20 protein-coding genes are annotated in these 22,689 nt (G+C 44.3%); 9 read left to right on the top strand and 11 right to left on the bottom strand.

Translation table 11 applies throughout. From position 1 onward, the window contains the following. Positions 1-2: 2 nt before the first annotated feature. Positions 3-446 (bottom strand): 50S ribosomal protein L13, encoded by a 444-nt coding sequence (gene rplM / locus FEF09_RS01450; protein WP_146303192.1) that lies wholly within the window; start codon positions 444-446, stop codon positions 3-5. A 553-nt stretch (positions 447-999) separates the two neighbouring features. Beyond that, positions 1,000-1,689: a zinc metallopeptidase gene (locus FEF09_RS01445; protein ID WP_146303189.1), complete on the bottom strand. Its 690-nt coding sequence runs from the start codon at positions 1,687-1,689 to the stop codon at positions 1,000-1,002. Positions 1,690-2,390: 701 nt separating this feature from the next. Here FEF09_RS01445 and radA point away from each other — a divergent pair. The 5 genes from radA (at position 2,391) to FEF09_RS01420 (ending at position 7,891) form a co-directional block, all read left to right on the top strand. Then, entirely contained in the window at positions 2,391-3,764 is a 1,374-nt protein-coding gene (gene radA / locus FEF09_RS01440; RefSeq protein WP_146303187.1) for a DNA repair protein RadA, read from the top strand. Between the two features lie 56 nt (positions 3,765-3,820). Then, positions 3,821-4,510: a ComF family protein gene (locus FEF09_RS01435; RefSeq protein ID WP_146303185.1), complete on the top strand. Its 690-nt coding sequence runs from the start codon at positions 3,821-3,823 to the stop codon at positions 4,508-4,510. Positions 4,511-4,617: 107 nt separating this feature from the next. After that, positions 4,618-5,145: a glutathione peroxidase gene (locus tag FEF09_RS01430; protein WP_261387281.1), complete on the top strand. Its 528-nt coding sequence runs from the start codon at positions 4,618-4,620 to the stop codon at positions 5,143-5,145. A 9-nt stretch (positions 5,146-5,154) separates the two neighbouring features. Then, positions 5,155-6,294 (top strand): ATP-binding protein, encoded by a 1,140-nt coding sequence (locus FEF09_RS01425; RefSeq protein ID WP_146303181.1) that lies wholly within the window; start codon positions 5,155-5,157, stop codon positions 6,292-6,294. A 127-nt stretch (positions 6,295-6,421) separates the two neighbouring features. Next, the gene (locus FEF09_RS01420; protein WP_146303179.1) at positions 6,422-7,891 is read left to right on the top strand and encodes a stage 0 sporulation family protein; all 1,470 of its coding nucleotides are present in this window, start codon (positions 6,422-6,424) and stop codon (positions 7,889-7,891) included. Positions 7,892-8,045: 154 nt separating this feature from the next. Here FEF09_RS01420 and FEF09_RS01415 read toward each other — a convergent pair whose 3' ends face one another. Both FEF09_RS01415 and FEF09_RS01410 read right to left on the bottom strand, forming a co-directional pair. Next, on the bottom strand, positions 8,046-9,098 hold the full coding sequence (locus tag FEF09_RS01415; protein WP_146303177.1) for a nucleoid-associated protein: 1,053 nt from the start codon (positions 9,096-9,098) through the stop codon (positions 8,046-8,048). Between the two features lie 22 nt (positions 9,099-9,120). Continuing rightward, positions 9,121-10,596 carry a hypothetical protein gene (locus tag FEF09_RS01410; RefSeq protein WP_146303175.1) on the bottom strand — a complete coding sequence of 492 codons (1,476 nt, stop codon included), beginning with the start codon at positions 10,594-10,596 and terminating at the stop codon, positions 9,121-9,123. A 219-nt stretch (positions 10,597-10,815) separates the two neighbouring features. Between FEF09_RS01410 and FEF09_RS01405 the strand changes: the two genes are divergently transcribed. Beyond that, positions 10,816-11,706, top strand: coding sequence for an SMP-30/gluconolactonase/LRE family protein (locus FEF09_RS01405; RefSeq protein ID WP_146303173.1), 891 nt, complete (start codon positions 10,816-10,818; stop codon positions 11,704-11,706). A 162-nt stretch (positions 11,707-11,868) separates the two neighbouring features. Here FEF09_RS01405 and fabG read toward each other — a convergent pair whose 3' ends face one another. Genes fabG through lptB form a run of 3 tightly spaced genes read right to left on the bottom strand, consistent with a single transcriptional unit; the run spans position 11,869 to position 14,977 of the window. Then, positions 11,869-12,618, bottom strand: coding sequence for a 3-oxoacyl-[acyl-carrier-protein] reductase (gene fabG / locus FEF09_RS01400; RefSeq protein ID WP_146303171.1), 750 nt, complete (start codon positions 12,616-12,618; stop codon positions 11,869-11,871). Positions 12,619-12,656: 38 nt separating this feature from the next. Further along, positions 12,657-14,189 (bottom strand): GH3 auxin-responsive promoter family protein, encoded by a 1,533-nt coding sequence (locus FEF09_RS01395; protein WP_146303169.1) that lies wholly within the window; start codon positions 14,187-14,189, stop codon positions 12,657-12,659. A gap of 23 nt (positions 14,190-14,212) precedes the next feature. Continuing rightward, on the bottom strand, positions 14,213-14,977 hold the full coding sequence (gene lptB / locus FEF09_RS01390) for an LPS export ABC transporter ATP-binding protein (RefSeq protein WP_146303167.1): 765 nt from the start codon (positions 14,975-14,977) through the stop codon (positions 14,213-14,215). A gap of 211 nt (positions 14,978-15,188) precedes the next feature. On the opposite strand from lptB, the gene FEF09_RS01385 reads away from it, so the two are divergent. Further along, entirely contained in the window at positions 15,189-16,142 is a 954-nt protein-coding gene (locus tag FEF09_RS01385; protein ID WP_146303165.1) for a methylenetetrahydrofolate reductase, read from the top strand. Positions 16,143-16,424: 282 nt separating this feature from the next. Here FEF09_RS01385 and FEF09_RS01380 read toward each other — a convergent pair whose 3' ends face one another. The 4 genes from FEF09_RS01380 to FEF09_RS01365 form a co-directional block, all read right to left on the bottom strand. Further along, entirely contained in the window at positions 16,425-17,126 is a 702-nt protein-coding gene (locus tag FEF09_RS01380; RefSeq protein WP_146303163.1) for an outer membrane beta-barrel protein, read from the bottom strand. Between the two features lie 247 nt (positions 17,127-17,373). Then, a complete protein-coding gene (locus FEF09_RS01375) occupies positions 17,374-17,991 on the bottom strand; it encodes a porin family protein (RefSeq protein WP_146303161.1) in 618 nt (205 codons plus the stop codon). 127 nt (positions 17,992-18,118) lie between these two features. Beyond that, positions 18,119-18,817 carry a porin family protein gene (locus FEF09_RS01370; protein ID WP_146303155.1) on the bottom strand — a complete coding sequence of 233 codons (699 nt, stop codon included), beginning with the start codon at positions 18,815-18,817 and terminating at the stop codon, positions 18,119-18,121. A gap of 117 nt (positions 18,818-18,934) precedes the next feature. Then, on the bottom strand, positions 18,935-20,341 hold the full coding sequence (locus FEF09_RS01365; RefSeq protein ID WP_146303153.1) for a redoxin domain-containing protein: 1,407 nt from the start codon (positions 20,339-20,341) through the stop codon (positions 18,935-18,937). An 81-nt stretch (positions 20,342-20,422) separates the two neighbouring features. Here FEF09_RS01365 and rlmD point away from each other — a divergent pair, with 81 nt between their 5' ends. Then, positions 20,423-21,841 (top strand): 23S rRNA (uracil(1939)-C(5))-methyltransferase RlmD, encoded by a 1,419-nt coding sequence (gene rlmD, locus FEF09_RS01360; protein ID WP_146303151.1) that lies wholly within the window; start codon positions 20,423-20,425, stop codon positions 21,839-21,841. A 13-nt stretch (positions 21,842-21,854) separates the two neighbouring features. Beyond that, a complete protein-coding gene (locus tag FEF09_RS01355) occupies positions 21,855-22,688 on the top strand; it encodes a rhomboid family intramembrane serine protease (protein ID WP_146303149.1) in 834 nt (277 codons plus the stop codon). Position 22,689: the final 1 nt, after the last annotated feature.

Raw genomic sequence — 22,689 nt, 5'->3', positions numbered from 1 at the left:
AATTAGAAAGTTAATGTTTTCGGTTTCTGCGCAGCATGAGGATGCTCAGCGCCTGCGTATACAAACAGTTTTTTGTACATAGCACGACCCAGGCGATTCTTAGGCAGCATACCTTTTACAGCTCTTTCTATGATCAGTTCTGGTCTGCGACGAACCAGGTCCTTGGCTACCTCTCCTTTCTGACCACCTGGATAACCAGAGTAAGTCAGGTATTCCTTATCGTTCCATTTGTTACCGGTGAACTGGATTTTCTCAGCGTTGATAACAATGATATAATCTCCACAATCAGTGTGAGGAGTATAATAAGGCTTGTTTTTGCCTCTCAGAATTGCTGCAACTTTCGCAGCCATCCTTCCTAAAGTCAGGTTAGTGGCATCTACAATGTGCCACTCACGCGTAACTGTAGCGTCGTTGGCCGATTTAGTTCTGAAGCTTAAAGTATTCATTATAGTATATTATAATAAAGTTTTTCGGTCTTGATATAACATCCCAAACAAATTGGGAGTGCAAAGCTAAATTTCTTATTTCAATAAACAATACATTTTAGGTTCTTTTTTACAAGGCACCCTTATAATGAATTGATTTTCAATAATAATTTTGACACAGAGTTATCAACACATGGCTCCGATATTTAGCAGCGACCAATTTTCAACTTTAAATCAGCGCTTAACACATATTCAGATTTCATAATGAAACACATCTCCGCCAGTATGCGCTGTCACAGTTCCCTGCCGCTCTCCCTGAGATGCGCCGTATGTAAAGCATGTATTAAGCATGTATAAAGCATGTCATCCCCTTTTCGAACCCGATAGGGGGCATTCAGGACAAACATATCGAAACCGGCTTAGCCCCTATCATCTTGTTAGCAGGTATTCGCCATCCTTCATTAATCCTTCGTTTTGAAATGAAGGATTAATGAAGGATGGTGAATACCTAACCATTAAAAAAGGCCGGGAAGTACTCTCCCGACCTTCTATACTGATTAACAGATATTTATCTTTAATCCCTGTTCCTCGCACCCAGATAAATCATTAAATAATGCAACAGGGTCACTACTGAAGAAACAGCCGCCACCACATAAGTCATTGCAGCCCACCATAAAGCATCCTTCGCCTTATCATGTTCCTCCCTACGCATCAGGTTTGTATTATCCAGCCAGGCCAATGCCCTGCGGGAAGCATCAAACTCAACAGGTAAGGTTACCAGAGAAAATACGGTCGTTACCCCAAACAGAATAACACCCGCCAGCAACAAGGTGGGAAATACATTGATCAGTAATATACCGCCCAGCAATACCCATTGCACCAGATTGGAGCTGAATTGTACAGCCGGAACCAATCTGGATCGCAGATTCAGCCACTGATAAGCCCGGGCATGCTGTACCGCGTGCCCGCATTCATGAGCAGCAACCGCAGCAGCCGATACATTCGCACCGGAATATACATCCGGACTCAGATTCACCGTTTTATTGGACGGATCATAGTGGTCAGACAGAAATCCGTCAACCGAAACGACCTGCACATCATATATTCCATTGTCTTTCAACATCTTCTCGGCAATCTGCTTACCCGTCATGCCCGATGTGGTCGGTACAGCACTATACTCCTTAAATTTACTCCGCAGGCGCCAGCTCACTAACAGGCTGATCCCTACAAAGATCATTGATATGAGAAAAAAGCCAGGTGTCATAATAATCAGATATAGTTTAAATCAGTACAAAATTACAGGTATCTCTCATCAAATAACCGTCCAACCACCCCCCTAAAACCGGATTTAGGATTTCCTTAAGAATTGCCCCGCCCACTTCCACCCGATACCTGACAAAGAGGAAATTTAACACTGTCAATATGTCGTTATAAAATATTTTCCAAGGCAAAAACCGACGATATGACAGATATAATTAATGTTTTTATGACCCGTTTTTCATATATAAATTATGACGGCATCATTCCTATTTATCAACCTTTTACGCCCTTTTAATGAAAGTATAATTGAATGCTCCCACCGGCTGAAACGTGCTATGGTGGCAGATCTGTCACATTATGAAAAGTCCTCAAAAGTTATTCACATCAATTAAATAAACTTTTTTATTCTGTAGCCATTTAGTAATTTAGACGTGAATTTAATGGGTTAGTAAGTAGAAAGAGTCAGCAGAAATTTCTGTTGGCTCTTTTCTTTTTTACCCGATTTCATACCCCACTTTTCTGATTAAAATTTTAACATTTTACACATCCGTTTTCCCGATTTTTCATTTCAATAAGACACCACTTTTTATCATCACTTATTTTTTAACTGACACACTCCATCCTTCAACTTTATTATGTCATCTTTCCGACGTTCGTTTTTTATTCTTTTAACAAAGCAGAATATTTCCGCTTTAAATTTGCTGCATGAAAATTAAAACTGCTTTCTTCTGTCAGAATTGTGGATATGAATCAGCTAAGTGGACTGGTAAATGTCCGAGTTGTGGTCAATGGAATACTTTCGTTGAAGAGAAAGTACAAAAAGATATCCCTCTACGTAATGCAGGATGGCAACCAGAGAAAGAACACGGCAGCAAATCAGATAATATTGTCAATCTCTCCGAGATCAGCGGTACCGAAGAAGAAAGACTACTCACACCAGATGCAGAACTGAACCGTGTATTAGGCGGCGGTATCGTACCCGGCTCACTGGTACTCGTAGGTGGTGAACCTGGTATCGGTAAAAGTACCTTGTTCCTTCAGAATGCATTACAACTCAAAGACATCACTACATTATATATAAGTGGAGAAGAAAGTGCACAGCAGATAAAAATGAGAGCAGACAGATTACAGGTCCAAAATGATCTTTTCTATCTGCTGACAGAAACTTCTACACAAACCATCTTTCAGGAAATAAAAAAACTGCGTCCGCAACTCGTCATCGTTGACTCCATTCAGACGCTGCAATCTCCTTTTATAGAATCTGCTCCCGGCAGCGTATCCCAGATCAGGGAAACAACCGCCGAATTACAACGCTTCGCAAAAGAAAGTCACACACCCGTATTCCTCATCGGTCATATCACCAAAGATGGTTCCATCGCCGGTCCGAAAATACTGGAACATATGGTTGACACCGTTCTCCAGTTTGAAGGTGATCAACACTATGCTTACCGCATACTTCGTACCATTAAAAACCGTTTCGGCTCTACGGCGGAACTGGGTATTTATGAAATGACCGGTGGCGGATTAAGACAGGTAACAAACCCCTCTGAAATACTTATCTCCCAACGGGAAGATCAGCTGAGCGGTGTTGCTATCGCTGCTACCATAGAAGGTATGCGTCCTATGCTCGTAGAAGTACAGGCACTCGTCACCCAGTCTGTATATGGTACCCCACAACGTACCGCTACCGGATTTGATCTCCGCAGACTACAACTGCTCCTCGCCGTACTCGAAAAACGTGGTGGTTTCCACTTCGGTGTCAAAGATGTGTTCCTCAATATCGCCGGTGGTATCCGCGTGGAAGATCCTTCTATTGATCTCGCAGTATTATGCGCATTACTATCTTCTTATGAAGACATTCCGATCAGTAGTAAAATCTGCTTCGCCGGTGAAGTCGGATTAAGTGGAGAGATCCGTGCCGTAAATCGTATCGAACAACGCGTCGCAGAAGCAGAAAAACTCGGCTTTGAAAAGATATTCATCAGCCGCTACAATAAAAAAGGAACTGATATCAGTAAGTTTAATATTGAAGTAGTACCGGTAGGCAGAGTAGATGAAGTATACCGCGGATTGTTTTAATTCTCCGCCTGCAGGCTTTTCATTACATTCAGGGAACTAACTACCATCTTCTCATAATGAAAAGCCTGTTATCCTCCCTGCTACACCTGTTCTATCCGCATACCTGTGATGGATGCGGTATGGAATTGACAGATACAGAACATATACTTTGTCTGCGCTGTCATAGACGGCTACCTTTTACCGGTTATCAGCTCCTGCACGATAACCCCGTAGAAAAGATATTCTGGGGACGGGTCAATATCCGTCACGCCATGGCCACCTGTTACTACCGAAAAGCAACCTTTCTCCAGCAACTCATTTATCAGTTCAAATACAATCAACGGGAAGATATCGCTACCTACTTCGGACGCCTCATGGGACATACCCTGCAACAAAGCAGGTGGCTATACGAAATCGACACCGTACTACCCGTTCCCATGCATCCTTCTAAAATACGCCAACGTGGTTATAATCAGGCGATGGTACTTGCCGGCGGCGTTGCTGCTGCTACAGCAAAAACATTGTCAGACGGTATCCTGATCCGCCATCAGCAGGCTACCTCACAAACCAATAAAGGCCGGCTCTCCCGCTGGCACAACGTATCAGACAGTTTCTCATTACAACCTGATGCCGATCTGAAAAATAAACACATCCTGCTGGTAGATGATGTCATCACCACCGGCGCAACCATAGAAGCCTGCAGTCGTTTACTGGTGAACGCCGGCGCTGCTGTCAGCATCTGTGCACTGGCATTTGCCCGCCACTGAAAGAGCCGGGCAGCCGTCTATCATTAACACCTTATATACAATATTTTACTTAATTTTATTTGCTCACACATTTACAATCACTCTACAATAAATTTAATTATATGACGATGCTGAAGACACTCTTAATTTCAATGCTCTTGTTTATGAAAGGAGGCGCTATATATGACTACAAGGTTGAATCTGTGGACGGTGGTAAGATCAATTTCGCTGATTATAAAGGCAAAAAGATCCTGATCGTGAACACGGCTTCTATGTGCGGTAACACCCCACAGTACGCCGAACTGGAAAAACTGTATAAGAAATATGAAAAGAACCTGGTGATCATCGGTTTCCCGGCTAACAATTTTGGTCAGCAGGAACCAGGTTCCAACGCAGAGATCAAAGAATTCTGCACAAAAAAATACGCTGTTAGCTTCCCGATGGCTGCCAAGATTTCTGTAAAAGGATCAGACATTCACCCAATCTATAAATGGCTGGCAGAAGAAAGTAAAACAAAACATTTCGAACCTGCAGAAGTACAATGGAACTTCCAGAAATACCTGCTCGACGAAAAAGGTAACCTCGTAGCCGTATTCTCTCCTAAAACACAACCACTTTCTCCTGAAGTAACGGCCGCGATAGAAAAGAAATACTAATTTGCGCCTATGCTTTTTTCGAATGTCATAGGTCAGGAAGATATACAACAACAATTGATCAGGTCCACGGAAAACAACCGGCTCGGTCACGCTAATATTATATTGGCGCCTGAAGGAGCAGGCGGTCTTCCGTTAGGACTGGCATTTGCGCAATACCTGGTCTGCGAAAATAAACAGCCTGATGGCGCCTGTGGGCAGTGTCAGGCCTGTGTAAAAGCAGGTAAATACATCCATCCTGATATACACTTCTCCTATCCGGTCATCCCCCGTAAACCGGGCGATAAACCAATCAGTTCTGACTACGCAGCCGAATGGCGCGAGTTTATAGACACGCATCCCTATGGAAATGCGTATGACTGGTTACAGTTTATCGGAGCGGAAAATAAACAGGGGAATATCACGGCTATGGAGTGTCAGGACATCATCCGCAAGCTGAGCCTGAAAAGCTTCGAAAGCACTTACAAGATATTACTGATGTGGATGCCTGAGTACCTCGGTAACGAAGGTAACAGACTGCTGAAACTGATCGAAGAACCACCAGACAATACTATTTTTCTGCTGGTGGCCGAAAATCAGGAACAAATTCTGGCGACCATCCTTTCCCGTACACATCTTATTAAAGTGAATCCGCTGCCCAAAGAAGTGATCGTAGATGCACTGGTCAACCGTGCAAAGATCCCGGCAGCAAAGGCAAGACAGGCCGCAACCATTGCATCCGGCAATTACAGGGAAGCCCTGTATATGCTGCAACACTCGGATGATGACTATCATGAACTGTTACGTAACTGGCTCAACTATATATTTACCGGCAACCGCGTAGCCCTGCAGGGCTGGGTAGAAGGAATCGCCAGCACCAAAATGGGACGCGAAAATCAGAAACAGTTCCTTCGCTATTTTATCAACCTGCTGGAACATACACTGAGACTCAAGTATATAGACAGAAGCCTGCTGGCATTTTCAGAAGAAGAAACCGACTTTGCATTCAAACTGCAAAAGCTGGCCGACCTTCACCAGATGGAACAGATCATGCAGGAACTCGACAATGCCTGCTACTACATAGAACGCAACGCAAACGCCAAACTGTTGTTCCACGCGCTTTCCATAAAGCTGCAGTATATCTTTAAAAAGCGGCCGATTCCGGCTGTATGACTTAGTTAAGGGCATTTTCCGTTATCTTTGTTTATTCCGGCCCTTATGGAATAAGGGCTTTTACATATATTTAGGCATCCGGTCCAATGCCCGGATGTGTTTCATTTAATAATTTAAATCGATTAATATGGCTTGTGCCGGATGTGGTACAGGTGCAGAGGGGAAGCCGTCAGGATGTAAGAGTAATGGAGGATGCAGTACTGGAGGCTGCAACAGGCTGAATGTATTCGACTGGCTGGCCAATATTCCCCTAAGTGATAGCTTAGCACCATTTGATATAATAGAAGTAAGTTTCAACAACGGTAGCAGGAAGGACTTTTTCCGAAACACCACCAAACAGATCCTTGATAAAGGAGAAATGGTTACCGTAGAAGGCGTAAGTGGTTTCGACATCGGACAGATCAGCCTCACAGGCGAACTGGTTAAATTACAGATGAAGAAAAGACGCGTGGAAGATACCCCTGAAGTGAAGAAGGTACTCCGTCGCTCCACTAACGAAGACCTTGCAAGGATGCAGGACAACAAAGCCCGTGAAAAGGACGCCCTCATCAAAGCAAGAGCCATCGCCCGCAGTATAGGTCTGGAGATGAAACTCGCAGAAGTTGAAATTCAGGCTGACGGTCGTAAAGCCACTTTCTTTTATACGGCTGATGACAGGGTGGATTTCCGCGAACTGATCAAATTATACGCCGGTGAGTTCCGTGTCAAGGTGGAAATGCGTCAGATAGGCGCCCGCCAGGAAGCAGGAAAAGTAGGCGGTATCGGTAGCTGCGGAAGAGAACTTTGCTGCTCAACATGGTTGACTGACTTCAAGAGCGTAAATACCACCGCTGCCCGTTATCAGAACCTGTCCATTAATCAGGCAAAACTCTCCGGTCAGTGTGGCCGTCTGAAATGTTGCCTGAACTATGAACTGGACACTTATCTGGATGCACTGAGGGAATTCCCTGAAGATGCAGATACCATCGAAACTGTCAATGGCGTAGCTACCCTTCAGAAAAGAGATATCTTCAAAAATCTGATGTGGTACTCCTATGGCGACAGTAATAAACAATATCCGCTCACAATCACACGTGTGAAGGAAATACGCCAGCTCAACAAACAGAACATCAGACCTGATGATCTGAAAGCAGTTGAAGTAGTCGTAGCCAAACCAAAAGCGGAAGACCTTGGATTTGCAGATGTGGTAGGTCAGATCAGCCTCCGCTCTCTGGAAAAAACATCCCAGAAACGCAAACACAAAGACAAGGAAAAACAAAAACACAAACAGCAGAAAGACCAACAGCCGCAACAGCCAGCTGGTAAAAAAGCGGAACCTAAACAGGAGAACCGCCCACAACAGCAGCAAAAGCAGCCCGAAAACCGTCCGCAGCAGCAGAAACCTCAGGAAGGTCGTCCGCAGCAACAACAACAGCAGAAGCCTAAACAGGAACAGCGCCCGCAACAGCAAAATCCAAAGCAGAAGCAGGACCAACGCCCTCCTAATAACGGGCCTAAGCCACAACAGCCACAGGATAAAAACAATCCTAACGCACAGAAACCACAAGGCGGCGGTGGACAGAACAAACCACCCAAACCTCGTGAGAAACAGAAATAAACATCTGTTAAATACCATTAAGAGGGTGCATTCATTACAGAATGCGCCCTTTTTATTTGCGGGAATAACAGCAACCACTATTAATAATAAAAGGCCGCCCGGAAGAACAGCCTTTGTTTAACAATTGGTTTTTGCTTATGAAAAAAAAGATAAATCAGGATTCAGTCTCAAACATGAGTTTATAGTAATAGAGATTCGTCGCTTCATCAAAACCACGCTCAATCATTTCTCTGTCACCATGTATATAAATATGAAAATTCCGGTCCAGCTTCACTACACTCTTAAACACCTTCTGCTGTTTCTTTACAGCAGGTGATGATATGTCAAACTCGTCGGGGAACTCCTGCTGGAATTCCTGCTGAAACGTCTGTTTATACTCCTTAAAGGATTGAATAGCTTCGGGGTTGCCCAGTACCTCTTGTGCAAAATCGTCCAGATCAAACTGCTCTTTCTCTTTGAAATAGGTTGCTGACTTGTTAAGAAGATCTACCTGATCCACTCTGCTGATCTCATACTGATCAGGGAGTTTATCATTGATAAACTTCTTACACATATTCACGGCAAGTTCTGTCTGGTGATAACTATCCTCACGGCGTTGTACCTGCAGGAAAGCATCTTTCCAGTAAACTGCTTCATTCTGTTTGCTAATGCTATCTACTACGCTGACTTTGTACCCGTTTTCCTCTTCGGTGTTAAAGATCAGGCATCCTTTATCAAGCTTGTTGATATTGATACCGTCTTCATAATCCACCTGATAATTGTCGTTGGCCAGGAATACTTTGAGATAGGTGTCCCTGCTCTCTGATTTAAAAATACCTATTGCTTCGACTTCTTCTCCATCCACAAGACATTTACTAAAGTAGGCTATATATAGTTCTCCTCCCTTGATCTTCGGATGAGTGGAATGCTTATACAGATGTTTGGCAATATTGACTGATTGCTCATGAAAATTGTCCCTATTCTCAAAGATACGGCGGCAATATTGAAAAATCTCATTTAATTGCAGATCCGCTTCATGATAAAAACGAAAATACTCCGCACTGTTTGTAAACGGCTGTATAAAGTAAGTCAGCAACAGCTGACTGATCGCTTCATCCTTCAGTTCCAACGGCTCCTGAGAGCATATCAGTGCTTCCTCCTGTGAGGCATTGCCCACTTTATGAATGGACAGACACGCTAAATCTTTAAATTCTGAAACATGTATCATGGTCAGGCGAAAATAGTGAAAACTATTTCACAAACTTACCACCCGGCGTAATGTGCAGATCCTTGCCCGCTAATCTGATAATAGCATCACACGTCAGTCTGCCACGCCTGTCATTATAATCATCTTCAATCTCCTCCATCTTCTTCGCCTTCACATCTGCCGCCTTCGCCTTCTTCAGATGATCGTATATGGTATATCTGTCAATGATCTTATTGTCTTTATTCACCGTCAACAACTCCAGATAATTCTCCTGCCCTTTATTATAAGCATGCATTCCCACCAGTATATTATCCTTCGCCCTGATATTGAACAACGATATATAATTATGTGTGCTGTACTTCCCCTTGAAATATTTGATCAGCGCTTTCTCATTATACAGCTTAGAACTATGCACAATTGAAGTGGCCTGCCTGCCAATGATCTTCCCTCCCGGCAGGATCTCATACTGCATGTTATACACCGTTTTGAAACGGAAGCTGCTATCCACTACCCTGCTGTCTTCTTCCTGCAGATTGATGCTTGCATCTTTATCCACTGTACATTTCCGGTATATCGTTTCACTATGCTCTCCCAGTGTTCCCCCATATACAACGATCTTGTCGATCTCCTTCCCCTTCTTATAAGTGACCAGTTTCACCGCCGGATAGTTCAAGCCCTCATCCAGATAGATCGTATCTCTCGCATACAGCAACGCCGTTGCCCTCTTTCCGATCTCCAGCTTACCCATCGCATATAACGGATCCTGACTCTCTTCCCTGAAATCATAGTAAGGCGTCAGCCGGGAGATTGTTTTCAACGCTCCTGTATTCACCGTATCCACAATAGCCGGCAACTGCTGCTCAGGAAAACGCCCTGCATATTTTTCAAACGATTCCTTATCACGTGACACTTCTTTAATCGTTCCTTTAGCCCCTATACGATAAAACCGCAGGCTTGTATTCACTTTCTGGCTGCCCTGTACATAAGCAGACTGACGGGCCCTCACCTCTATCACAGAATCCAATCCGATGTAAAACCACTCACTCGTAAATCTTGTAGTAGTCGTATCCTTCACAGCCGTTGGTTCGTCAGATGTCTCCTCCTCCGATGACGGACGTACGTCCGCCGCTATCTGCAATCTTGACTGCTCCACACCATTATCATTAAAGATCAGCAACCAGGTACGCCGCTCATAATCATTGATCTCACATTCGAAGATAACCGGCGTAAGTCCGTTTGTAGTAGCGAAACGTCCCGCTTTTACCTGTTGATAAGTCGTATCTATTCCAAGATAATGTGCATAGTCCTTTATCTCTTTCAGTTCATAGGCATTCGGATACGGCAGCTTCAACTGCGTAAGACCGTTGACAAAATCATAGTATTTCGTCGTACTATCCGGCACAACCTGCGCTATATTGATACTTTTATGCTCTATGATAACAGCGGGTTTCGGGCGGTTATTGCAGGATGAGTTAAAGACCAGCCAGATAAAGCAGACAATAGGTATAGCTCTGAACATATAATGACGTTTACACAGGACTAATAACACTACAAATATATAAGTACTTCTCTAATATATTAATAGTTTGATAACCAAATTTTTGAATAGCAAATAATGTAATCATTTTTGTCATATAAATCAATTACACAAACAAGGAAAATATCTGCCGCTCATCGTAATAAGCCTTGATAACCACATATCTTTTCTTAACTTGATAGCTCACGTTAATTTCTCATCATGAAACAGCATATCTGTTTATTTCTTGCAATGACTGCAGGTTGTGCAGCAATGGCACAACACAAATCGACAGCCTTGTACCAGACGCAGGATCTGACAAAAGAAAATATGTTCTCTGTGAATATTGAAGGCCCCAACTTTGATAAAGCAGGCAATCTCTATGTGGTGAACTACCTGAAAGATGGCACCATCGGTAAGATCAGTACCAAAGATGGCAGCGGCCAGTTGTTTGTAACACTCCCGGATAGCAGTATTGCCAACAGCATTCAGTTCAACAGCAAAGGCAACATGTATCTGCCCGATTTCAAAGGACATAACGTGCTTGAAGTGAATACAAAAACCCGGCAAGTAAGCGTATATGTTCATTCCGATAAAATGTCTCAGCCAAATGATCTCTGCATCAATAAAAAAGATCAGTTGTTTGCTTCTGATCCGGACTGGAAAAACTCCTCTGGTCAGATATGGCGCATCGATCAGGGTGGTAAGGCAGTATTGCTGGAAACCAATATGGGTACCACCAATGGTATCGAACTGAGCCCCGACGAAAAGACTCTGTATGTCAATGAAAGCGTACAGCGCAAAGTATGGAAATACGATGTAGACAAGGATGGTAATATCAGCAACAAGACCTTATTCGCTTCCTTCCCTGACTTTGGATTCGACGGTATGAAATGCGACAAAGCCGGTAACCTCTACATAGCCCGTTGGGGAAAAGGCACGATCGTAGTACTGTCACCCGCAGGAAAAGAGATCAGAGAGATCCCACTGAAAGGCAAACATTGCAGCAATCTGACCTTCGGTGGTAAAGATGGCAAAACAGTATATGTGACCTTACAGGACAGGAAGTGTATGGAACAGTTCAATGTGGAAATACCGGGCAAAAGATACTAAGTGAATCAGGGAATACAGCGAAGATAAACGCGCAATAAAATATCAGTTATATATAAAAAGAGAAGGGTGCTTCAAAGTATGAAGCACCCTTCTTTATGTCTTTAATTTAGTACAACAGGAATTCAATCCGGATACACGAATTACTAAATTCCTGATTGAAAATTACATGTTCAATCCACCACAAGCACTGATCACCTGTCCGGTCACATAGTTACTCATGCCTGATGCCAGGAACACACATACATTTGCGATATCCTCAGGGCTACCAAAGCGACCCAGTGGAATTTTCTCCATGTAAGTTTTTGCGCCGTCACCATCTTTCAGGTAATGTGTCATATCTGTTTCTACGAAACCCGGAGCTACCGCATTCACACGGATGTTACGGCTACCCAGTTCAGCAGCGATAGATTTTGTAAAACCGATGATACCCGCTTTGGAAGCAGCATAGCTACTCTGACCTGCGTTACCTTTCATACCAATGATAGAGCTCATGTTGATGATAGAACCGCTTTTTGCCTTCATCATCGGGCGGATCACCTGTTTAGTCATGTTATACACGCTCTTCAGGTTGATATCCATTACGTCGTCCCACTGATCAGGGCTCATACGCAGTAACAGGTTATCTTTGGAAATACCGGCATTATTTACGCAGATATCGATGCTACCGAATTCTTTCAGTACGTCATTTACCAGTGTCTCAGTTTCTTCGTACACACCGGCGTTGGATTTATAGGCTTTAGCCTTTACGCCCATTGCCTGTAACTTTTGTTCCAGTGCTTTGGCTTTCTCGTCAGAGCTGAGATATGTGAATGCAACGTGTGCACCTTCCTCTGCAAATTTAATTGCGATAGCTTCACCTATACCTCTGCTGGCGCCTGTTACAATAGCTACTTTGTTCTCCAGTAATTTCATATAGACGTAATAGTTGTTAGTTAAATGATTTATTCAGGTTAGATTTTGCCGGAAATACCGGTGAATTTAAGAATTTCTTCCACGTGCTGCCTTTCGTTGTTAAGGCGGGGCACTTTATGTTGTCCTCCCAGTTTGCCTTTGCTCTTGAGCCATTCGGTAAAAGTACCTTTTGGCAATACGTGTACTACCGGACGGCGTAATGCCATATCCTTGTGTCTTTTTGCTTCGTAGTCAGAGTTAATGGCTTTGAGTGTACTATCCAGCACATCAATGAACTGGTTGATATCAGCAGGTGCTTTATCAAAGTCCAGCAGCCATTCATGTCCGCCGGCATCATTTCCACTGAAATAGATCGGAGCGGCTGTATAATCGTTCATCACAGCTCCTGTCACTTCACAGGCTTTAGCGATAGCGGTATCCGAGTTTTCAACGATCAGTTCCTCACCAAATGCGTTGATGAAAGACTTTGTACGACCACTTACCTTCACCCTGTAGGGAGCAAGAGAAGTAAACTGCACTGTATCTCCCACCAGATAACGCCACAGACCACCATTGGTACTGATGATAAGTGCGTAGTTCTTACCCATCTCTACGTCCTGCAACTGTAATGTCTGCGGACACTCTTTCCCATATTCCTCCATTGGCATAAACTCGTAGAAGATGCCATGGTTCAGGAACAACAACAGCCCTTCCTGGCCGATGACATCCTGCGCCGCGAAGAAACCTTCAGAGGCATTGTAGGTTTCCTGATAGAACATATCCGGCTTGCGGATCAGTTGTTTAAACTGCTCACGATACGGTGTGAAGCTCACACCTCCGTGCATGTACAGTTCCAGATTAGGCCATACATCTGCCAGATTATCCTTCCCGGTGATTTCGAATATACGTTTGATCAATACCAGTGTCCAGGTAGGCACACCGGCTATAGAAGTGACGTTTTCATGAATGACAGCATTCGCCATACGCTCTATCTTCTCCTCCCATTCGTCCATCAGGGCAATAGACAGGTCGGGCGTACGGATCATGTTACCGTAGAATGGCATGTTTTGCAGCATCACAGCACTCAGATCACCGAAGTAAGAATCGCTTTCGGCATCCAGCTTATTTACCTGATGGCTGCCGCCGATGACAAGTGACTTGCCGGTCAGCAGACGGGACTCAGGAAAATTGTTATAGTACAGTGATAATACGTCACGGCCGGCACGGTAATGACAATCGTCCAGGCTTTCTACGGAAACAGGTATGAATTTGCTTTTGTCGGCAGTGGTACCGCTGGATTTAGCGAACCATTTGATAGGCGTATTCCACAGAATATTCTGCGGCCCTTCCATCAATCGCTGGATGTAAGGCTTGAGGGTATCATAATTGTGAATAGGTACCCGCTGTTTAAACTCTTCTATCTTATATATCTGTGAAAAGCTGTACTGCTTGCCAAACTCAGTATACTGAGCTGCGCTGATAAGATTCTGGAATACCTGTTGCTGCACCTGCACGGGGTATTGCATAAAGTATTCTATACGCCCCATGCGCAAACGCGCCAACTGTGATATTGCAGGACTTAATATTCTCATAATAGGATCAGGAACGTAGTAGTTTATTGTTGCTTAGCTGCTTCGTCCAGGTAATTTTTACGACGTAAAATGAAATTCTGGCCAAGATACACTTTTCTAACCTGTTCGTCTTCGGCCAACTCTTCCGCAGTACCGGCTTTCAGGATCTTGCCCTCGAAAAGAAGATATGCCCTGTCTGTAATGGAAAGTGTCTCCTGTACGTTATGGTCTGTTATGAGGATGCCGATGTTCTTATATTTAAGACGGGCAACAATTGACTGAATATCTTCCACGGCAATAGGGTCGATACCCGCAAACGGCTCGTCCAGCAGAATGAACTTAGGATCTACTGCGAGTGCACGGGCAATCTCAGTACGCCTGCGCTCACCACCGCTCAATACATCGCCCGGGCTCTTACGTACGTGGGTAAGACGGAACTCTTCCAGCAGACTTTCCAGTTTCTCCTTCTGTTCTGCTTTTTTCAGTCCGGTCATTTCCAGTACGGCAGATATATTGTCCTCCACACTCAGCTTACGAAATACAGAAGCTTCCTGCGGCAGGTAACCAATACCCATCTTCGCCCTTTTATACATCGGCAGCTTGGTGATGTTCACCTCATCCAGGTACACCTGTCCCTCATCGGGCTTGATAAGCCCCACTACCATGTAGAATGTGGTTGTTTTACCGGCGCCGTTAGGTCCGAGTAAACCCACGATCTCTCCTTGTGTCACTTCTACAGATACGTGGTTGGCTACGGTTCTGTTACCGTAACGTTTTACCAGCTGATCTGTATGTATTTTTAATGCCATATGTTCAAACTTAGCAAAAATACACTTTTAGTTTAGCTTTCAACGGTTAACTGTTGGCACTCACCCACTTTATCCCCTACCGTTTAATTTTTATCTATGAATGGAGGACAATCTAAAAAAATATTCGCCCTTTTCGTCAAAAATTAGATGATAATACTGACATATGTCTTATTTTTGAGCGGCATTAACTTAAGGCCACTTCTATTTTGCTATGAAAGTAACAGAACACATTGCACAGGCTAAAGATACCCTGATCTCATTCGAGATCCTGCCACCCCTTAAAGGTAAAAGTATTGATTCTATATATGATCACCTCGATCCATTAATGGAGTTTAAACCCGCTTTTGTAAACGTTACTTACCATAGAAGTGAACATATGTTCAAAAAAAGGGCCGATGGTTCTTTTGAAAAAGTAGAAATCCGTAAAAGACCGGGTACGGTAGCTATCTGTGCCGCGCTAATGGGGCACTACAATGTAGATGCTGTACCACACCTGATATGTGGTGGCTTTAGCCGGGAGGAAACAGAAAATGCCCTGATCGACCTTAATTATCTTGGTGTGGATAATGTGCTCGTTTTACGTGGAGATGCACCTAAAAATGAAACTTTCTTTGAACCTGAACCAAACGGGCACCGTTATGCAGACGAACTGCTCCAGCAGGTAGTACATATGAATAATGGTATTTATCTGGAAGAAGATCTGCAAAGTGGTGTGAAAACCAAATTCTGTATCGGTGTGGCAGGCTATCCGGAGAAACACTTCGAAGCGCCGAACATGCAGACAGATATGAGCTATCTGAAAAAGAAAGTGGAAAACGGTGCAGATTATATCGTTACCCAGATGTTCTTCGATAACCAGAAATTCATCGATTTCGTGGGTAAATGCCGCGAAGCTGGAATCACCGTACCGATCATTCCGGGACTCAAACCTATCACTACCCGCAAGCAGCTGACCATCCTGCCCCGTACTTTCCATGTGGATATTCCTACTGATCTTTCTACAGAAATCCTCAAATGCAAAACAGATAAGGAAGTGGAAGAAGTAGGTACAGAATGGCTGATCAAGCAGTCAAGAGAACTGAAACAGTTTGGCGTACCGGTACTGCATTACTACACATTGGGTAAACCACACGTGATCCGTAAAGCAGTCGCCGAAGTAGTATAATAAAAAGCGCTACACGATAAAATTAAAGCGGTCCGCCTGAGGCGGACCGCTTTTTTATTAAATGGTAACCGTTTTTTTCTGAAAAAAATGCCAACACGTGGAAACGTCGTGGCATGTCCGAATAACTGTCACACTTTTTGTTTTTTTTGAGATAATACTTTGTGGGATTATCACTTCTAAGACGGCTGTCGCTGACCATCCCCCTATCCTCCTTAAAAAAAAATCGGGGAGTCCGACATATGGCGGACTCCCCTTGACAATAACGCACTTTGTGTATTTCTTTTAATAATCTTCCCTGTCAAGCAAAAAGCCCAGACTCACAGAAAAATAGCTATTGGTAATCTTCGCAGAAGAAGTCCGGTCAAGATTAGCATATCCTCTGCTGAGATTGGCGCCTACAACCATCAGGTTGTTGAACTCAAACCCCACCGCTATGTTCGCACCGGCGTCAAACCGATTCAGCCTGACACCCGGAGCAATCCCGCGATCTTTGTAATTAAACTGGACATCGTGAGATTCGGTACTCAATACAGTGCCATTGTACATCAGGTCCAGATCGTACGACCCATTCAGACCATAAGCTACATAAGGCCCTGCACCGAAAACGATCTTGCCAACAGATACAGGAATTTTTACCATCACATTCAGTGGAACTTCCAGATAATGCAGTTTCAGCTGGTTGGCTGATTCTTCCAATAAGCCGGATTTAGATGGCAGTGGACGGAGATAAGCGCCTTTGGTAATGTATCTTACCAATGGCTGAAAATAAAGGTTTTTGTACACAGGTACGTTGATAATCAGGTCTGCATGCAGATTTTTCAGCTGGCTGTTGGTGCCAATACTGTTACTCTTATAACCTTGTGCATTTTTGATCTGCGTGGCGGATAAAGTATAACCTCCTCTCAGACCCAGACTCACCTGGGCATGCACAGGAAATACGAATGCAAGAAACACTAAAAAGATAAGTGTAAAAGTTTTACTCATGCGTTTACATGTTGTGTTGTAATGTTGCGGTATTGTCCTCTTCTTTAAAAAATTGGGTATTTTCAGGGAAACAACACGGGATATACTCCCGTAAATAAAAATACGGGTATAAAAATAATGCAATTGTCCACTTTGTACCTTTAAATTTTTGTGTACACTAAAAAAAATCTCGCCAACGTAATTAAAATAGAAAAAGTCCCCTCCGCCGGGTGGCGAAGAGGACTTCTCCGATAAATATTTGCCTGCCTTAGAATTTGTAACCTACAGACACACCAAAAGAAGTGTTTTTCCAGCTGCGGTCATTGTCGGTGTTGTCATATGCATTCACCAGACCCAGGTCAGCATTCAGACCCAGATACAGCCCCTGCTTCAGCTCATATCCGGCAACAACGCCCAGACCTGCGTCAAAACGTTTCAGTTTGGCCAGACCAGCTTCATCGTCAAATGCTTTTACTTCGCCGGTAACGTTACCAATCGTGCCTTTGTGTTTACCACCCAGGCCATATGCAACGTAAGGTCCTGCTCCCAGATTCAGTTTACCGGAACCAACTTCAGGCTTAAACAGGAAGTTAATTGGCACCTGCAGGTAAGACAGGGTAGTTTTGAAATTGCTGTTGTCTTTGTCTTTACTTCCCTTACCGGCATACAGCAGTCCTGTACCGATATAGAACTCGTCAGCCAGCTGCAGATCGGCTGTTAAACCAGCTCTTACACCTACCAGGAGGTCACCGGTTTCTTTGTCGCCTGTTGCGCTTTTAACGGTTGCACTAGAGAAGTTTGGTCCTGCCACGATACCGAATTTTGTCTGGCCAAAAGTAATGCCTGCAATCATCAGTGCAGCAACAGATAATAATACCTTTTTCATATAGGTGTTTTAAATTTTCGGTATAACATCCTACAGGCGTTGTTGGATGTTATACCATTTTCATAGCTATTGTGTTATTAGTGGGAGGTGTTGCCTGTTTACACCCGGTTTTAAACTTGATGTAATCTTAGAACAGATAACCTACTGAAACTGCAAATACACGGTTCTTGTTTTTTTCATTTCTGCTGTCATCGCCACCAGAGTTGATCTTACCGAAACCAAGACCATACTGTGCAGAAAGCAGGAACTTATTAAACTCAGCACCTACCTGCACGTTACCACCCCAGTCAAATCTTTTGTACTTGTTCAGACCACGATCAGGATCACCGTCGTTGAATGGGGTATCATCATCCCATTTAATATCGGATTCTGAAGAGGTAGTTACACCTGCAAGGGTACTGCTCACTTTGTTTTTACCGGCTACGCCGAATGCAAAGTAAGGACCGACACCAGCAAACAGTCTTGTGTTTGCACCTACCGGAATTTTACCAATAAAGTTTACTGGAACTTCAATGTACTGGGGCCTTGTTGTGTATTTAACGTATGGCACTGTGGCGTCGTTGTCTTTATCACCGGATGTCAGCTTCGCGCCTTTAGTGGTGTAGAACGCACCGGGCTGGAAAGACAAGACATTTTTTATCAGTGGGAAGTCCACGATAGCACCAATGTGATAACCTGATAATGAACGGTCTTTGTCTACAGATCCGTCATTGTCAACTGAGATGGAGGAAAGGTTCCAACCACCTTTTACACCTACCCGCACCTGAGACATAGCTCCGAAAGAAATTGCAAGGGCCGCAAACGAAAGGATAATCTTCTTTGTCATAACCGTAGAGTTTTGATTCTGTCTACGGAATTCCAAAGACTATGCCAAAGCCAGATGCAGCAAACTTATCTGGCTGCAAGTAAGTCAGTTACAACATTAAATAAAAACTATATCTCGTTATTTATGAACTGTTTCCGCTTTAGATTCTAATTTTTCAAGGAAGTCATTCAGCTGTTCCACACCGAGTCTTTTAGCCAGAATTTTCTTTTTTTCATCCAGCAGATATACTACCGGTGTGCTATATACGTCGTACAGACGACGGTAGTTACTCTGTGCGTCCGGATCCCATGCGTGAATCCATCCTTTGAGGTTGTGCTCTTTGATAAAACCCTGCCATTCGTCTTTGGTACCTTCCGTCTTAAAGCCGATCATCGCTACGCCCTTGTTCTTCCAGTTGGCATTATATGCCGAGTCAAGACGGGGTAATTCGACCTTACAGTGTCCACAGGTAGGATCCCAGAAAACAAGCACAGTATATTTGGCTTTGGTCGTATAAAGGGATAAGGGTTGTTGTGCAGAATCTTTTACATCCAACGGGGGCGCCTGCTGTCCGATCAGGTTTGGCGCCATAGAATATGCTCTCGAAATGATCTTGTTCAACTGATCATCTTTCAGCCAGTACGCGTCGCCTGATACGTAGTATTTCTCCACCATGTGTACAAACACCGCGTCCATACCCATATACTTGGAAGTTTCGTAGGTATAGGTCAGCCACCATACCACAAACTTGAACATTTCTTTATCCTTTCTGGTCTTCTCTACCACCTTGTCTGCCTCCACAATAATAGAATCAGGATCCATGGCGACCAGCTGCGTAAAATATCTGCTCAGTTTCCGCTCAATGATGTCCGTTCTTACCAGACGTCCGTCATTCAGGTTAACACTGTCCCAGTAATGCGCCTTATAATAACGGTAACCAAAGGTGGAGTCCTCTCCTGCCGGAGCGGCCGGTACTTCCGGCTCCTTCATAGCCCTGAAAATGCTGGTCAGCAGACTTTGTGGATATTTTCCTATAACACCGTTACGGAAGTCCTGCAGTCGCTTACCCAATGCCACCTGTAAAGGTCTGGCAGCGGCACTGTCAGCAGCCGTATGTCTGGCCAGCAGACCATTGATCTGTTTATCCTGGGTAGATACTTCCTTTTGCAGGAATTTGTTATATGACTGGAAGATTTCGTTTTCTTTGGAAGTCCTGAAGACCGTCTTGTTGATCAGGTCTGAGGTATCAATGGCGATAGAGAACTGCTGATCTTTATTATCAAGCAACATTTCAAAATAACGTTGCCTGCCGGGCAGTAATACGATGTAAATACCGCCGGGTAAAGCCTCCTTATTCTTCATAATTGCGATACCCTGCTCATTGATCTGGGCGGAATCAGCCATGTAAAAGCTTTTTCCCATATAATGGGCCAGCGCCAGCTGTCCTCCCTTATACTGTTTTAACTGAAAAGTGAGCTGGTAGCCCTGGGCCTGCAATTGCCAATGGCATAAAATACAGACCAGTAATATCATAAGTTTACGCATAGGATATCGGTTCCTGTAAAAGTAGCAAGGAAAAGGGAATTTCAAAAATCAGTGATCGGCTAAAATCCTACCTTTGCACCCGTGAGGAAAAAAAATGTTATTCTTGAAAAAGTCCCTGTAAGCGCATACGCCGCAGAGGGAAAAGCACTGGCCCGCATCGACGGGAAAGTAGTATTTATTGAAGGGGGTGTTGTACCCGGAGATGTGGTAGACGTTCGCCTCGGTAAAAACAAAAAAGACTGGGCAGAAGGTAAAGCCGTCCATTTCCATTCTTACGCTTCCAACCGCGTTACTCCTTTCTGTGAGCATTTTGGTAACTGTGGAGGCTGTAAATGGCAGATGTTGCCATATGACCAGCAACTGGAATATAAGCAACAGCAGGTGGCTGACAACCTTCAGCGAATTGGTAAACTGGAACTGCCCCCGATGCAGCCGATCATGGGCTCCAGACACATTACTCACTATCGTAATAAACTTGAATTCACTTTCAGCAATAAAGCTTATCTCCCGGCAGATGAGCTGGAACTGGACGAAGATGGCAACATTCCCCGGAAAAATGCCCTCGGTTTCCACGTTCCGAAACTGTTTGACAAGGTACTGGACATCAACACCTGTTACCTGCAGGCAGAACCGGTAAATGCCATCCGCAATACCATCCGCGCCTACGCACTGGAGCACAACCTGTCTTTTTACGACATCCGTGCAAAAGAAGGCTGGCTGCGTAACCTGGTCATCAGGATCTGTACGACCGGAGAAGTAATGGTCAATCTCGTCATCCATCATGAGAACAAAAAGGACAGGGAAGCCCTGCTGGACCACCTCCTCGCGACCGTACCCGGCATTACGTCCGTATTGTACACCATCAACCCGAAACTGAACGATACGATCTTCGACCTGGAGCCCAAAACCTATTTTGGAAAAGGCTATGTCGAAGAAAAACTGGAAGATTTCACCTTTAAGATCGGTCCGAAGTCATTTTTCCAGACGAATACCTATCAGGGGGAAGCCCTCTATCAGGTAACCCGGGATTTTGCAGGATTAACAGGAACAGAAATTGTTTATGACCTATATTGTGGTACTGGCAGTATTGGTATTTTTGTATCCCGGCAGGCAGGCAAGGTTGTGGGCATTGAGCTGATCAAAGAGGCAATTGACGATGCGATCGAAAATGCAGCCCGCAACAATGTGAATAATGCCCAGTTCTATGCCGGAGATGTAGTGGACATCTGCAATGATGCTTTCTTTGCACAGCACGGACAACCTGACGTAGTTATCACCGACCCGCCGAGGGCTGGTATGCACGAGAAACTGGTGAACAAGCTGCTCGAAATCGCTGCTCCCCGCATAGTTTATGTAAGCTGTAACCCTGCGACTCAGGCAAGAGACCTGGCGCTGCTGGATGTGATGTATAGCGTGAAAAAGATACAACCGGTGGATATGTTCCCACACACGCACCATATCGAGAATGTGGTATTATTAGAGAAAAGAATTAATCATTAAAGAATAGGTAGAAATGAGCGAGTTCAGGCCCGGCAGATTTGAAATACTTCCTACGGTGATCAAAAACCTATTGATCATCAATGTTTTGGTATTCCTTGCACAGAATTCCCTGGAAAGGTTTTTTGAAAATCCGGGATTCATTGAAGATACTTTCGCCCTGCATTACTGGGGATCCAGTCTTTTCAAGCCACATCAGCTGGTGACACACCTCTTCATGCATGGCTCCTTCGGTCACCTGTTCACAAACATGTTTACACTGTGGATGTTTGGCGCCACCCTTGAAAATATCTGGGGGCCTAAACGTTTCCTGATATTCTATATGGTGTGCGGTCTTGGAGCTGCACTCTGCCACATGGGTGTATTGACCTACGAGAACGTACGGCTGGCCCATGATGCCCATCAATTCCTGAGCAATCCAACACTGGACAACTTCAGAATACTGGACAACCGCTTCGATCTGGATGCCGGCAACTTCAGAGCGGAAGGTATCAGAACGGCATTTAATGCAGCACCTGATAACCCGAATGTAATTGCCGCCGCAAAAGTCTTCATCAACGATTTTGCACGGGTATACCCTAATGGGGCTACACTGGGTGCTTCCGGCGCCGTATTCGGACTGCTGTTCGCATTTGGCTACCTGTTTCCGAATAATCTCATTTACCTTTACTTCCTGTTCCCGCTGAAGGCGAAATACTTCATCGGTATCATCATCCTGATGGAACTGTTTTCAGGTATCCAAAACTCAGCTGGTGATAACGTTGCACACTTTGCCCACCTTGGAGGCGTCATCTTCAGTTATATTCTCCTGAAGATCTGGAACAGAAAGAACCGTAGTCATTTTTATTAAC

Source organism: Chitinophaga pinensis, assembly GCF_007896845.1.
Taxonomy (GTDB): domain Bacteria; phylum Bacteroidota; class Bacteroidia; order Chitinophagales; family Chitinophagaceae; genus Chitinophaga; species Chitinophaga pinensis_C.
The sequence above is the reverse complement of the archived record's forward strand: the minus strand, read 5'-3'. Positions and strand labels throughout refer to the sequence as shown.

Excerpts from the sequence above, each read along its gene's own strand:
- FEF09_RS01420 (WP_146303179.1), top strand. The coding sequence starts at position 6,422 with ATGGCTTGTGCCGGATGTGGTACAGGTGCAGAGGGGAAGCCGTCAGGA.
- FEF09_RS01395 (WP_146303169.1), bottom strand. The coding sequence starts at position 14,189 with ATGAGAATATTAAGTCCTGCAATATCACAGTTGGCGCGTTTGCGCATG.
- FEF09_RS01375 (WP_146303161.1), bottom strand. The coding sequence starts at position 17,991 with ATGAAAAAGGTATTATTATCTGTTGCTGCACTGATGATTGCAGGCATT.
- lptB (WP_146303167.1), bottom strand. The coding sequence starts at position 14,977 with ATGGCATTAAAAATACATACAGATCAGCTGGTAAAACGTTACGGTAAC.
- FEF09_RS01445 (WP_146303189.1), bottom strand. The coding sequence starts at position 1,689 with ATGACACCTGGCTTTTTTCTCATATCAATGATCTTTGTAGGGATCAGC.
- FEF09_RS01405 (WP_146303173.1), top strand. The coding sequence starts at position 10,816 with ATGAAACAGCATATCTGTTTATTTCTTGCAATGACTGCAGGTTGTGCA.
- FEF09_RS01415 (WP_146303177.1), bottom strand. The coding sequence starts at position 9,098 with ATGATACATGTTTCAGAATTTAAAGATTTAGCGTGTCTGTCCATTCAT.
- FEF09_RS01425 (WP_146303181.1), top strand. The coding sequence starts at position 5,155 with ATGCTTTTTTCGAATGTCATAGGTCAGGAAGATATACAACAACAATTG.
- FEF09_RS01355 (WP_146303149.1), top strand. The coding sequence starts at position 21,855 with ATGAGCGAGTTCAGGCCCGGCAGATTTGAAATACTTCCTACGGTGATC.
- radA (WP_146303187.1), top strand. The coding sequence starts at position 2,391 with ATGAAAATTAAAACTGCTTTCTTCTGTCAGAATTGTGGATATGAATCA.
- FEF09_RS01385 (WP_146303165.1), top strand. The coding sequence starts at position 15,189 with ATGAAAGTAACAGAACACATTGCACAGGCTAAAGATACCCTGATCTCA.
- fabG (WP_146303171.1), bottom strand. The coding sequence starts at position 12,618 with ATGAAATTACTGGAGAACAAAGTAGCTATTGTAACAGGCGCCAGCAGA.
- rplM (WP_146303192.1), bottom strand. The coding sequence starts at position 446 with ATGAATACTTTAAGCTTCAGAACTAAATCGGCCAACGACGCTACAGTT.
- FEF09_RS01435 (WP_146303185.1), top strand. The coding sequence starts at position 3,821 with ATGAAAAGCCTGTTATCCTCCCTGCTACACCTGTTCTATCCGCATACC.
- FEF09_RS01370 (WP_146303155.1), bottom strand. The coding sequence starts at position 18,817 with ATGACAAAGAAGATTATCCTTTCGTTTGCGGCCCTTGCAATTTCTTTC.
- FEF09_RS01410 (WP_146303175.1), bottom strand. The coding sequence starts at position 10,596 with ATGTTCAGAGCTATACCTATTGTCTGCTTTATCTGGCTGGTCTTTAAC.
- FEF09_RS01365 (WP_146303153.1), bottom strand. The coding sequence starts at position 20,341 with ATGCGTAAACTTATGATATTACTGGTCTGTATTTTATGCCATTGGCAA.
- FEF09_RS01430 (WP_261387281.1), top strand. The coding sequence starts at position 4,618 with ATGCTGAAGACACTCTTAATTTCAATGCTCTTGTTTATGAAAGGAGGC.
- FEF09_RS01380 (WP_146303163.1), bottom strand. The coding sequence starts at position 17,126 with ATGAGTAAAACTTTTACACTTATCTTTTTAGTGTTTCTTGCATTCGTA.